The organism is uncultured Alloprevotella sp., assembly GCF_963536905.1.
In the GTDB taxonomy this organism is placed as follows: Bacteria; Bacteroidota; Bacteroidia; order Bacteroidales; family Bacteroidaceae; genus Alloprevotella.
In genome coordinates this window covers 1-12,128 of the sequence record NZ_CAUTBW010000062.1, presented here as the reverse complement: position 1 = coordinate 12,128, position 12,128 = coordinate 1, and the positions used below count along the sequence as shown (strand labels likewise).

The 12,128-nt window shown below is 52.9% G+C and carries 15 protein-coding genes and 1 tRNA gene; 13 read left to right on the top strand and 3 right to left on the bottom strand.

Annotated elements, in window-relative coordinates; genetic code table 11:
• From ABLA33_RS09240 to ABLA33_RS09185, 12 genes are all read left to right on the top strand, one after another.
• Positions 1 to 1,325, top strand: a 1,325-nt coding sequence (locus ABLA33_RS09240) for a hypothetical protein (protein WP_347720080.1), incomplete at its 5' end; no start/stop codon positions are given.
• Between the two features lie 26 nt (positions 1,326 to 1,351).
• Positions 1,352 to 1,594: a hypothetical protein gene (locus tag ABLA33_RS09235; protein ID WP_315091610.1), complete on the top strand. Its 243-nt coding sequence runs from the start codon at positions 1,352 to 1,354 to the stop codon at positions 1,592 to 1,594.
• On the top strand, positions 1,581 to 1,991 hold the full coding sequence (locus ABLA33_RS09230; protein ID WP_315091609.1) for an N-acetylmuramoyl-L-alanine amidase: 411 nt from the start codon (positions 1,581 to 1,583) through the stop codon (positions 1,989 to 1,991). Before ABLA33_RS09235 ends, ABLA33_RS09230 begins: the two co-directional genes overlap by 14 nt.
• On the top strand, positions 1,988 to 2,656 hold the full coding sequence (locus tag ABLA33_RS09225; protein WP_347720079.1) for a hypothetical protein: 669 nt from the start codon (positions 1,988 to 1,990) through the stop codon (positions 2,654 to 2,656). Before ABLA33_RS09230 ends, ABLA33_RS09225 begins: the two co-directional genes overlap by 4 nt.
• Positions 2,657 to 2,871: 215 nt before the next feature.
• The gene (locus ABLA33_RS09220; RefSeq protein ID WP_347720078.1) at positions 2,872 to 3,666 is read left to right on the top strand and encodes a hypothetical protein; all 795 of its coding nucleotides are present in this window, start codon (positions 2,872 to 2,874) and stop codon (positions 3,664 to 3,666) included.
• Entirely contained in the window at positions 3,663 to 3,902 is a 240-nt protein-coding gene (locus tag ABLA33_RS09215; protein WP_347720077.1) for a hypothetical protein, read from the top strand. Before ABLA33_RS09220 ends, ABLA33_RS09215 begins: the two co-directional genes overlap by 4 nt.
• Position 3,903: 1 nt before the next feature.
• Positions 3,904 to 5,256 (top strand): hypothetical protein, encoded by a 1,353-nt coding sequence (locus ABLA33_RS09210; protein ID WP_347720076.1) that lies wholly within the window; start codon positions 3,904 to 3,906, stop codon positions 5,254 to 5,256.
• Between the two features lie 17 nt (positions 5,257 to 5,273).
• A complete protein-coding gene (locus ABLA33_RS09205; RefSeq protein WP_347720075.1) occupies positions 5,274 to 6,092 on the top strand; it encodes a DUF6712 family protein in 819 nt (272 codons plus the stop codon).
• 1 nt (position 6,093) lies between these two features.
• Complete coding sequence (locus ABLA33_RS09200; protein WP_347720074.1) at positions 6,094 to 6,819, top strand: hypothetical protein; 726 nt, start codon at positions 6,094 to 6,096, stop codon at positions 6,817 to 6,819.
• Complete coding sequence (locus ABLA33_RS09195) at positions 6,816 to 7,313, top strand: hypothetical protein (RefSeq protein WP_347720073.1); 498 nt, start codon at positions 6,816 to 6,818, stop codon at positions 7,311 to 7,313. The genes ABLA33_RS09200 and ABLA33_RS09195 overlap by 4 nt, the downstream gene beginning before the upstream one ends.
• Entirely contained in the window at positions 7,291 to 7,722 is a 432-nt protein-coding gene (locus ABLA33_RS09190; RefSeq protein WP_347720072.1) for a hypothetical protein, read from the top strand. The genes ABLA33_RS09195 and ABLA33_RS09190 overlap by 23 nt, the downstream gene beginning before the upstream one ends.
• A 544-nt stretch (positions 7,723 to 8,266) precedes the next feature.
• Entirely contained in the window at positions 8,267 to 8,404 is a 138-nt protein-coding gene (locus ABLA33_RS09185) for a hypothetical protein (RefSeq protein WP_347720071.1), read from the top strand.
• A 292-nt stretch (positions 8,405 to 8,696) separates the two neighbouring features.
• Here ABLA33_RS09185 and ABLA33_RS09180 read toward each other — a convergent pair whose 3' ends face one another.
• The 3 genes from ABLA33_RS09180 to ABLA33_RS09170 all read right to left on the bottom strand — a co-directional run bounded on the left by ABLA33_RS09180 (position 8,697) and on the right by ABLA33_RS09170 (position 11,157).
• Positions 8,697 to 9,905, bottom strand: coding sequence for a site-specific integrase (locus tag ABLA33_RS09180; RefSeq protein WP_347720070.1), 1,209 nt, complete (start codon positions 9,903 to 9,905; stop codon positions 8,697 to 8,699).
• Positions 9,906 to 9,969: 64 nt separating this feature from the next.
• Positions 9,970 to 10,042, bottom strand: a tRNA-Pro gene (locus tag ABLA33_RS09175).
• A gap of 50 nt (positions 10,043 to 10,092) precedes the next feature.
• Positions 10,093 to 11,157, bottom strand: a complete 1,065-nt coding sequence (locus ABLA33_RS09170; protein WP_311490661.1) for a DUF1573 domain-containing protein — start codon at positions 11,155 to 11,157, stop codon at positions 10,093 to 10,095.
• A 178-nt stretch (positions 11,158 to 11,335) separates the two neighbouring features.
• On the opposite strand from ABLA33_RS09170, the gene ABLA33_RS09165 reads away from it, so the two are divergent.
• Positions 11,336 to 12,088, top strand: coding sequence for an exodeoxyribonuclease III (locus ABLA33_RS09165; RefSeq protein WP_311490660.1), 753 nt, complete (start codon positions 11,336 to 11,338; stop codon positions 12,086 to 12,088).
• The last annotated feature ends 40 nt before the right edge of the window (positions 12,089 to 12,128 follow it).

The following is a 12,128-nucleotide window of genomic DNA, read 5'->3' as shown; positions in this document are numbered from 1 at the left end:
AGATGTCGGAGAAGTTTGCCAGCGTGGCACAACAAATCGCCGCGCTGCTCTCAGAGGTGAAAACCAAAGCCGCGACGGCTGAGATGTCGGAGAAGTTTGCCAGCGTGGCACAACAAATCGCCGCGCTGCTCTCAGAAGTGAAAACCAAAGCCGCGACGGCTGATGTGAAAAACCAAATCACTTCTCTCAACACCCATCTGCAAAACTTTGAGGAGGAACTGGACACACTCACCACCGAAGTGGGAACAAAAGCCCAAGACGAGGAAATGCAGCGAAAGATCCTTGAGTTGCGCTCCCTCCTACAAAGCCTCCAAAATGAAGTCAACAGCAAAATCAGCAGCATCCGCTTCGAGCCTAACGAAGATTTGGTGGTGGCTTCCATCCACACGCTCATCGATTTCGGTGTTCCTTTCCCCGCTGCCACACAACAGAAGGCGGGCGTGATGACGGCGGCGGACAAAAAAGAACTCGCCAAGGTGCAAACCATCATCCAACAACTCGGGCAGATGGGAGAGAAACTCGGCATGCTCCACCACTTGGGCACATTCGAAACGCAGGGCGCGGCGCGCGAAGCTGCGGCCTCGAACCACGTGGTGTACGACTTAGAAAACGTGCGCTTTCTCACCTACACCAAGCAAAGCGCCTCGGGCAATCCCAATCAGGGCTTCATCCTGCAAACTGTCGACAAAGAGCGCCAAATGACATCCCAGCTGGAATTCTTCATGGGACACCTTTCCCAGCGCGACATCTCGTGGAATCAGAATTCGGGCACCGTGCGCGCCTTCAAGTGGGAGGAAATCGGTGCACTGAAGTTTACCACCGAAGAGCGCGAGGAGAAAACGTGGCTCGTGGTGAAAAACTATGAAAACAGCCTCGTGGCACGCGTGGCACTGCCAGACGCTTCCTCGATTCCTACGCTCAACTTCCCCGACAAGCCGCTCGACACACTCCTGCGCGAAATCCTCGATGCCCACGGTGCGGGCTTTGCCTGCAATATCCTCTGCAAAGCTCCCAGAGTGGAGGACTTTTTCGACAAATGGGACTTCGTGTTCGTGGGCCGCGCGGAAGTGACGGAATGGCGCAACTATAGCTATAAAAGCCCGCAGCAGCAACTTTTAGATGTGCGCAACCGCATGGTGCGCGTGGACGGTGCCATCGGTTTCTACAGATATAAAGGACAAACCGAATCCGATCCCTCAGAAATAGCTATCGGCGTTCGCTGGGCCGCCAGCTATAAGAAAATGCAAGTAAAGAATTCAACCAATTACACGATATATTCCAAACTCTTCCCCGTCGTAGCTCCCACCCGCTTTGAAAACGAATAACCTCCTCCCCTGCTATGAGTCAAAAAATGAAAGACACACTGGCCGTTGCTTCGGCCCTCTTCACACTAATTAGCGGCATCACGCTTTGCTTCTGCTCCTTTTTCCGCAACGGGCACGTGGGCGATGGCGAACTCTGGTATTTCGGTCAAACGCTCGTGTATGCTGCCAGCATCTTCGGCGTGGCCATGTATATCAAAGACAATTACCACGAGATGAAGCAAGAAATCCTGAAAGAACTCAAAAAAGAAAACACCCATGCGACCGATTAAATACCTCATTGTCCACTGCTCGGCCACGCCCGCCGGCTTGGACTTCACCGTTTCCGACATCGCGCGCTGGCACCGTGAGCGCGGCTTTCGCACCGTGGGCTACCATTACATCGTCTACCGCGACGGCTCCGTTCACCCTGGCCGCGCGGAGAGCGACATCGGCGCGCACTGCCTCGGCCACAACACCGACTCGATAGGCATCTGCTACATCGGCGGCTTAGATGCCGACGGGCGCACACCGGCCGACACGCGCACGCCCGAACAACGCGCTGCGCTGCGTGCCCTCCTCACGGAGCTACGCGCGAAATACCCGCAAGCACAAATCCGCGGCCACCGCGATTTCGCCCCTAAGGCCTGCCCATCCTTCGATGCCACCAACGAATACAAGGACCTATGAAACAGCCCATTCCCCCTCATTGCCGCGCGACGCAGCGCCTGCTCCAAAGCGTTACAATTTGTAACGGTTTCGTTTTCCCCTCTCATTCCCGCGCGACGCAGCGCCTGCTCTCGCTCGCGCTGGTTGCTCTGGCGGCTCTCTTGCTACTGGCGGCGTGCCAAACGAAAAAGAAAATCGTGGAGGAGCAGCGCACAGAGCATCACTCTTCCCTCTCCGCGAGCTCTGCTCTCCAAGCATCGGCCACCCACAACGAGACGACCTCCACGCAGGCGCAAAGCTCGAGCACGCTCCAGGCCGCAGCATCGTCCTCGACACTGACGGACAGCATCGTGGAGCGCGTGCGCGACCTCTTTGTGGCCGACTCCTCTGGCCGACTCCTCCACCGCGAACACGAAACCTCCCGCGAACGCCACCGCGCACAGAAGCAAGGACAGCAGCGCGCGAACTTCGCGGGCAACGACAACAGCACTAAAATGTCTAACCTGGAGGGAAAATCCGCCCAGTCCGAGAACTCGGACAAGTCCGACCAGTCCGACCAGTCCGACCTTTCAGAGAAAAACAAAAAAGAAACCACCTCCGCGCCTCACTATCTGAGCAAGCTCGCCCTGGTGCTTGTGTGCAGCTGCTTTTTCCTCTTCATCATCTACAAACGCCGCCGCTCATGAATCTGCTCCCTGACCCTCTGCCCACCGTGGCTTTTCCCTTTGAGCTCGATGCGCTCACGCTCTCGGGCCGCCCCTTTGAGCAAGCGCAGCTGGTGCTGACGCTCGCGGGCGAAGAACTGATGACCGCTTCGCTCCTGCTCGACGAGCACGGCCGCCTCACGCTCCCCGCGCTCTCGCGCCTGCTCAACAGCCGTCTCACGGCCGCGCCCGCCGAATTGAGCTTCTCGGGAGCGGTGACGGGCGTGGTCAGCGTGCTGCCCTGCCGCACGCGCACGGATAAAGGGGCGGCCGATTTCTGCGCCTCTCATTTTCTCACGCTGCTCTCCGGCGCGAAACTCACCACGCTCTTCAACACGGAACTGCTCAGCTTCTACGATGCCTCGGGCGCGCCCACCGTGGCCACCATCCGCGCCCAGTGGGCCGTGGGGAGCGAGGTGAAAGAAACCCTCCTCACGCGCACGACACAGCTCCACGGCAACATCCACACCTTCCGCCTCCGCCCGTGCGAGTTCCAAGCTCCCGCCGCCGGAGCACAGCTGCTGGCCTTCGAAGTGAGCGTGGGGCAACGCTCCCAAGCCTACCAGCTCGCACCTCAAGGGTTCACGGCTGCACCCACACGGCTGACCTTTCGCAACTGTTTCGGACAGTTGGAGACCATCTGCTTCTTCGGACAGAAAGAACGAGAACTGGAGGTGACACGCGGTGCGGCCTCCTTCGAAGGGCGTTGGCGCAACTATTCCGCCACGGCCTACCACAGCTACAAAGCCTCGATGGGTTTTCTCCCCGATGGCATGATTTTCTTCCTCGAGGACTGCGCGCAAACGCTCGAAGCCTACGATGAGCAGGGACGCGAGGTGTGTGTGACGGACTGCGACGTGAAACTCTCCAACTCTCCCACAGAAACGGCCGAAGCCTCGGTGCGCTGGCGCGAAACGGGGCAAATGATGGAGGCCGACCTCTTCAGCCATGTGCGCACCTTCGACGAAACTTTCGACACTTCTTTCCAATGACTCCGAAAACCATTCACCGCCTCGATGCCCTCCGACTTTTGGAGGACGGTCAAACCCACAAACTGCGCCTCTGGAAACTTTCCACGGGCGACATCCTGACCTATCACAACATCGTTTGCCTCGGCCGTCACACCCGCGGCGGCATCCATCGCATCCGCCTACTCTCCTCGGGACAGACCCGCGAGTTCCGCGACTGCTGCCTCTTCGAAATCGACGACCTCAAAATCTTTTGGTAATATGCAAAATCTTTCCTCCCCCGTTTCTTCCTCCGGCGAACTCCTATATCTGGGCAACTCTGGCGTATCGGCCATGCTGGAGACCGTGGACGACACTTCCACCATCTTCGACACCGCGCAAGGACGCATCACTTCCTCCGCCGTCCCCAACCATCCCAACCTGCGCTACATCAATTGGGGCGCGGACAACCGCCTACCTTACCATATCATCGACCTCCTCGGCGGCTCGGAAGTGACCGCACAAAACGAACTCTTCAACGTGCTCACCTGCTACGGAGGCGGCGTGGAATTTCGCGATCCCGAAACCCTCGCTCCTTCCCGCCTGGGCGAACTCCGACAATGGGCCGCGCGTCAGTTTCTCCCCCGCTTCTTCCTGGAACAAATCACGGACATGAAGTATTTCTACTTCGCCGTGGCCGTCATCATCCTCTCGCGCGATGGGCGGCGCATCACAAAGCTCCTCCACAAAGACGCCTGCTACTGCCGACTCCAGAAGACCAACGCCGAGGGACGCATCGAAAACGTGTTCTACGCCGACTGGCAAAGCTCACAGCAGTCCGAACCGGAAATCATCCCCCTGCTCGACGAACGCGACCCCTTGGGCGATCTCCTGCAACGCCTCGGCCGCGAACCCTCTCCCACCGGCCGATACCGACAGCCCACGAAGGACCGGAAATTTGCCATCCTCATGCGCTTCCCCACCGTGTCCTCGCAATACTATCCCACCCCCTACTACGCCTCCATCTTCCGCGGTGGCAGCTACGACGAGATGCAACTCATCAGCACCGCCAAACGCGCCAAGCTCCGCAACTTCTCCAGCGTGAAATACCACGTCGAGGTGGAACGTTCCTACTGGGGGCGCATCCTCCAGGAAGCCGGCATCACCGACCCCCTCAAACGAAAAGAACGCATCAAGCGCGAAAAAGAAAACATACGCGACTTCATCTCCAACATCGACAACTCGGACAAAGTCTGGATCTCCGGCTATTATGTCGACCCCGACGGCCACACCGTTAAGGACGTTGTCATCTCCTGCATATCCACACCAAAAGAAGGCGGCGACTGGGCCGACGACATACAAGCCGCAGCCAACACAGCCTGCTACGCCTTCAACGTTCACCCCAACCTCGTCGGAGCTGTGCCCGGCAAAGCACAAAGCAACAATTCCGGCTCGGACAAGCGCGAACTCTTCACCATCAAACAAGCCCTCGAAAAAGCCTTCCACGACATCCTCCTGCAATCCCTCCAGGTGGTTTGCCAGTTCAACGGCTGGAATGTCCTACCATCCATCCCCATGCTCATGCTCACCACCCTCGACGAACACACAGACGCAAAAAAAGTATCAACAAATTGACCTAAAACACAAAGAAAATGGCACTTACCATCACCAAAGAACTCTTCGAGCAATACGTCCCCGCCTTCCTCTCCCCCGACGACGCCATCTTCCAGCAAATCAGCGGCGAGTTGCAGCAAGCACAGCAAGAAGTGGAAGAAATTATTGCCGACACGCCAATACCACCCCTCACACAGCAACACGCCCAGCGCCTCGTCTGCCTCAAAGCAGCCCGCCAAGCAGTGCCACAACTCGACCTCGTGCTCACGGCCACAGGCTTCGGCGTCGTGAGCAACCAGAACGTGGCCCCCGCCAGTCGCGAACGCGTCGACCGCCTACTCGAACAGCTCCGACAAAAGGAAAGCATCGCCACCGACCGCCTACTCTTCTCGCTCCTCACCACCCCCTGGCGCAACTCCATCCAAGCCACACGCCGCATCACCTCTCTCATCTGGTGCCCCTCCCTGATCCGAAGCTACGGAGCAAAGCCCAACGGCCAAGAAGTCTACCACGAAGAGTTCCTCGCCCTGCAGCCCGCCATCGCCGACGCCGAAGCCTACATCATCCAACTCATCTCCAGCGCACTCTATCAAGAACTCGTCCGCCAAGAACGCCAACCCGCCAAAACCGACCCCGAAGTCTACTACATCATCACCGAACAAACCCGCCGACTCATGGCCGCCATCATCGCCGGACACTCCCTCAAGAGCCTACAACCCCTCCACAACCGACTCCTCAACACCGTCCAAGATTTCGCCAACATCCTCCAACCCTGGCTGCAATCCTCCAACGCAGCAGCCCTCAAAGCCGAACCCTACCAAAACTCACCCAACGACAAAACCTTCTTCTTTAGCTAACATGGACACCATAAACATCAACCTACCCACCTCCTGGCAAACACTCTCACAGCCACAACTCCTCTACATCCTCACCCTCTCCGCCGAAGGCTTCGACACCTCACGCATCAAAGCCTACGCCTTCCTACGATTCACCGGAATGCACCCACTCGGCCCTCCCGACCACCAAGGACGCTGGACAATACGCATCAACAACCGCTACTGCCGCATCAGCCCCCTATCCATGGCACAAGCCGCCGAAACCCTCGACTTCCTCTCCACACCTCCCACAACCCCCATCCGCCTCGAAACCATACAAGGACACCCAGCCGTCGACACACTCCTACACCACGTCACCTTCAACAACTATCTACACCTCGAAACCCTCTATCAAGCCTACCTCCAAACCCAAGACCAACGCCCACTCCGCCTCATGGGAACACGACTCTACCCCAACACCAACCCCGACAAATTCACCTCCGCCGAACTCCTCAACATCATCCTCTGGTACACCACCATCAAACAACACCTCGCCAACACCTTCACCCATCTCTTCGCCCCAGCACCCACAACCTCCGACACCCCCGACATCCGACAACTCAACGATACACAAATCCGAGCACTCACCGGAGGCGACATCACCAAAGAACAACAAATCATGCAAGCCGACTGCTGGAGAGCTCTCACCGAACTCGACGCAAAAGCACACGACGCACAAGAAACAGCACAAAAACTACAAAAAAAATGACACCAACACCCCTCTACAACTTCCGCGACTACCTCCGCCAACTCATCAACGAAAACCGACTCGCCCAGCAACACCACTTCCACTTCACCACCTGCTCCGGAATCGCCTCACTCGAAGGACTCCTACAAGACCTCCGCACACAACAAAACATGGTCTGCTTCTCCGACATCACCGAAGACTCCACCTTCCACAACTCCGGAGCATGGTTCAAGCGACGCGTCTTCACCATCTTCATCGTCCTAAGATTCCAATACGGCAACCAAACCGACTACGACCTGAAGATCAACACCGCACGCGAACTCTTCCGACAACTCCACTCCCGATTCCTCCACGACGAGCAAGAACTCAACAACCGCAGCGCCTACCTCGACTGCGCCAACATACGCTCCAGAGAACTCGGCGGAAACTTCCTCGACTCAGCCACCGGACTCTACTTCCTCCTCACACTCGACGAACCAACAACCCTCGCCTATGACAACACAGAATGGACCTGAACAACAAATCCAAGAATTCAGCCAACAATGGTACCACATGATGGTACAAATATGGCGCGACCGACTCACCCTCGCCAACGCCTACAACACCGGAGCACTCCACCGCTCCATACAACCACAACACCTCACACAACACAACCTACAACTCACCGCCGCCTTCCAATTCCTACAATACGGCATCTACGTCGACGCAGGAACAGGACGAGGATACACCCACAACAACCAAGGAAACCTCCGCATCCTCAACCCCACCTACCGAAAACAACACCACCTCCGCCAACCTCGCCGCCCCCGCCCATGGTTCTCCCGCTCATGGGCCATCTCCGTCAAAGTCATGGCCAACAAAATGCAAGAAATCCTCGGACAACAATACATCGGAGCATTCCAACAACTCAACGACAAAACCTAACATCCCACCCCCAAAAAATTCCTATACTACAAAAAAAAATTTCTATACTAGGAATTTTTTTTTCTATACTAGGAATTTTTTTTTGTAGTATAGGAATTTTATCCCCCAGTATAGAAACATTCCCACCCCCTATACATTATATATATCCCCCACACCCACCACCATTTTCCTGACCCCACGAAAAAGGTCCACCCCACAAAAAACACACCCCGCAAAAAAAAATCCACAAAAAGCTTGCAAGTTCCAAAAACTCACCCCATCTTTGCAACGCTAACAAATAAAAAGGCTGCACAAAAGCAGCTCCGCAGGACATCGGTTTTAATGTCCATTCACCACGAAACGGGCATTTTTTTATGCCCCGCCCCAAAAGGGAACGGACACCCCACCCCCACAAAGGGCTACATACAAAACCACGCGAGCCAAACACGGCCGCCATCCGTAAAAATAAGTTTTTTACTCCTCGGAGCAAAGCCTTTTTTTTGTTAGCAACGGATCGGCGGCCGTTTCTATATCCGCCAAATGCTAACAAAAAAAAGGAAAAAAAATGAAAACAAACCCCACCACCACGCCACGCAACAACGGCCTCATGAGCCTACAAGAATGCTACGCAAAAACCTGCCAAGCACTCCAACAATGGCACCAACAACACCAACAAACCCCCAAAAAACTCGCCATGAAATAAAAAAAATCACAAAAAAGTTTGCAAGTACACAAAAAACACCACATATTTGCAAACATCTATCCCCACCCCGAGAGAGCAGTACTAACACCTATCCCGCCAAAAGCGAGATATACAAAAACAAAATCGTCCCGACTCCCAAATCGTCCAAACGATAAAAAAAACAAGAGTCCTGCCCCTCGTGCCAGCCGAAAGGCCCACAACAATCTCTCTCGGAGATAGGTAGATAGAGGGTAGCAGGACTCTCTTTTTTTTGCACCCCCGACACACACAGGAGCACAACCAAGAGCCAAGACTACAACGCCCCCTCAAAAGTCTTCGTCTCCTCGTGAACCGTCAAATCCAAACCCTTCAAATAACGGTTCGTAGTACGCACATCAGCATGACGCGCCTGATCACGAGCCACAATAATACCACGCGCATTCGCCAAATCACGAATCCCCGTATCCTTCAAAGAATAAAACTGATAACACGGCGGCAAATCCAACTCCCCACGAAGCAAAACCCAACGATTACGAAAAATCGCACCACGCTTCCGCGTAGGACCCGGACGAAACCGACACGTACCAAACAAAAAATAAGAATCCGGAAAGTCGAACACACCCAAATCCAACATCAAATCAATCGTGCGACGGTTCAAACCAACCATCCCATCACGCCGATTCTTCGTGTACCGACCAGAAAGATAAATCTTTTGCGACCGCAAATAAATATCACCAAGCCGGACAGAGCAAAGCTCCTCCGGCCTAATAAAAGTATAATACTCAAGCATGCAAGCCAACAGAAACCACGGATCCTTCTCCCGAAGGTACCCACCAATCCTGCGGAGCTCAGCCGCCGACATCTGCTCACGAAACTTCGGAGCCTCACGCAACTTCCTCACACCCTGAGTAAAATTCGAAGACGTGTAACCCTTATCCAGAAGAAAAGTAACAAAAGTCCTAAACCACGTCAAGTAGTTGTTCCGAGTCCGCGCCGAAAGCCGCTGCTCAAAAAAGAGATAATCCAAAAACTCCACCAAGAGTCCACGATCCAAATCCCCAGCACAACGCACCCTCGGCAAACGAAATCGAAGAAACTCCTCGAAACAACCGAAGTAAGAAAAATAAGTCTCCAGCGTAGAAAGCTTCAAAATCCCACGAGAACACAAACACGACATCTCCTTGCGATATGTCCGCGCCAAATTCTCCCAAGAAATCTCACCCCGCCGCCAAGGACCTGCACTCACCCTCGTAGCATCGTCCCACGCATTCCAACCAGAATGCAAAAGCTCTGTGAGTAAAGCAACCAAATCCGCAGCACGCTGTTCCAACAAAACAGCATCACGGCCCCCCCGTAGCAGAAACTTCTTTCTTCGCATCCGCAAAGTTCGCGGATCTACTTGATAAAAGTCCACATAAGGATTTTTCCCCTTATGGAAACGGGGCAACGAATAAGAAACCTCCTGATAGGAAGCCAACATTTCACTCCTCTCAGACTCCATAATTCTTACGCCCCGTCCCATATCGTCCCCGTAAGGACAACGGTAATTTCATATTTTCCAAAGATCCCACCGCATCTTTGTTTTGTCGGAAAGAGGCGACTCGAACGCCCGACCCCTACGTCCCGAACGTAGTGCGCTACCAACTGCGCTACTTTCCGATTGCGGGTGCAAAAGTAGAGTTTTGTTTTTGTTCTACCAAATTATTCCTTTACTTTTTTACGTTCACATCTATCGCTAACTTCGGTGTTCTCGGGTCATTGGTAATGAGCAAAATACGACGACGACCTTTGAACTGTAGTGTTGAATTATTTACAATAATTTTCATCTTTGCCTTCTCACCTGGTTTAATCTCTCGACGGTCGAGACTGACAGAGATTCCTGCATTATACACTTGCAAAGCACTCACAGAAAGTGGACTTTTCCCTTCATTCGACAAAAAGAGTTGAGTATGAAGTCGTTTCTTGTTTCCTAACGAACCGAGCTCTACATGCGTACTATCCAAGTGCGCAATGGGAGCTAATGCCAAAGTAGCTTCCGAATAATTATTGTCAGGAAGAAGCGTGACGCTCACATTTATTTCGTTGTTACGATTGATGCGCTCACCCGTATAGGTGGAAAGATAAATGGAAGCCTGCGTTAAGCCCATACTCATAACCACATCCGACTTTAAGGTGAGTCTTATTTTTGCTTTACGACCTGGATGAAGAACTGTGGGCTGAATATCAGCATCTAAATACTGAGGGAGGTGCATCAGCCCCAACGTCATAGGTTTCTTCCCTGCATTGAAAACCTCCACGGTACGTTCGGGACGATCGCCACGACGCACATCATCAAACTCCACATTCTCTGTGGAGAGCCATTTGTCGCCAAGATGAACAGGAAAGTTGTCTGCTTTACCTTCACTTGGCATCACCACATGGCCAACAAGATTGAGATAATAAGGATTCTCGCCTATATTGGTATAAACAGCGATACCTTTATAGAAATGTCCAAGAAGTTCGGCGTCATATTTAGCAATGATCTTGCCCTCCGCTCCTGGAGCTATCGAGGTTTGGTCCCAACTCACCAACGTGCAACCACAATCTGGTTCCACAGCCTTTATCTCCAATGGCTGGTTGCCTGTATTGCGAACACGAAAAATAGTTTGTGCTGGATTACGCCACATGATTTGACCAAAATCGTGCTGGGTTTCAGAAAAACTAATACGTGGCTGAGCCTGCATCCCGAGGGAGAAAAGAGCTGCAGCAAGAGATAAAAATATATACTTTCTCATTGTTTCTTTTGCGGGTTGATAAAAAGCCACAGAACACTGTGTACTGCGCAAAATTAGTCATTTTTCACCATGTGACTTTGCAAATATGAGAGAACTTTCATATTTTTGTACTCTCTCAAACTCAGATTTTACCCCACTCTCTGCAGAGGAAGCGAAATCTTACACTTATAAAAAACGTATGAAATTTATATCTTGGAATGTGAATGGACTAAGAGCTTGCGATGGAAAAGGTTTCCGCGAAGCTTTTAGAAACCTAGACGCAGACTTCTTTTGCTTGCAAGAAACAAAAATGCAGGCGGGACAACTCGATATCAACTTTGAAGGGTACGAAAGCTACTGGAACTACGCTGAGAAAAAAGGCTATTCGGGAACGGCTATCTTTACAAAACATCATCCGCTCAATGTGACCTACGGATTGGGCTGTGAAGAACACGACCATGAAGGACGTGTTATCACGCTGGAGATGGAGGACTTTTTCCTAATTACGGTTTATACCCCAAACTCTCAAGATGGGTTGCGCCGTCTTGACTATCGCATGACCTGGGAAGATGCTTTCCGAGAATACCTCTTGGAGTTGAACAAGAAGAAGCCTGTGATTGTTTGTGGCGACTTGAATGTAGCTCACCAAGAGATAGATCTTAAAAATCCGAAGACCAATCGCCGTAATGCAGGTTTTACGGACGAAGAACGCGAAAAGATGACACAGCTTCTTAATGCAGGCTTTACTGATACTTTCCGCTTTTTCAATCCCGACCTGACGGGCGCTTACTCATGGTGGTCTTATCGCTTCCGTGCTCGAGAAAAAAATGCGGGGTGGCGTATCGACTATTTCCTCGTCTCCAACAGTCTGAATGACAAGTTAGTTTCAGCTTCCATCCACAATGAGATTTTTGGTTCTGACCATTGTCCAGTTGAAGTTGTATTGAAGTAATCCATAATATATAAAAAAGGACAAACGGAGGGATTTTTTC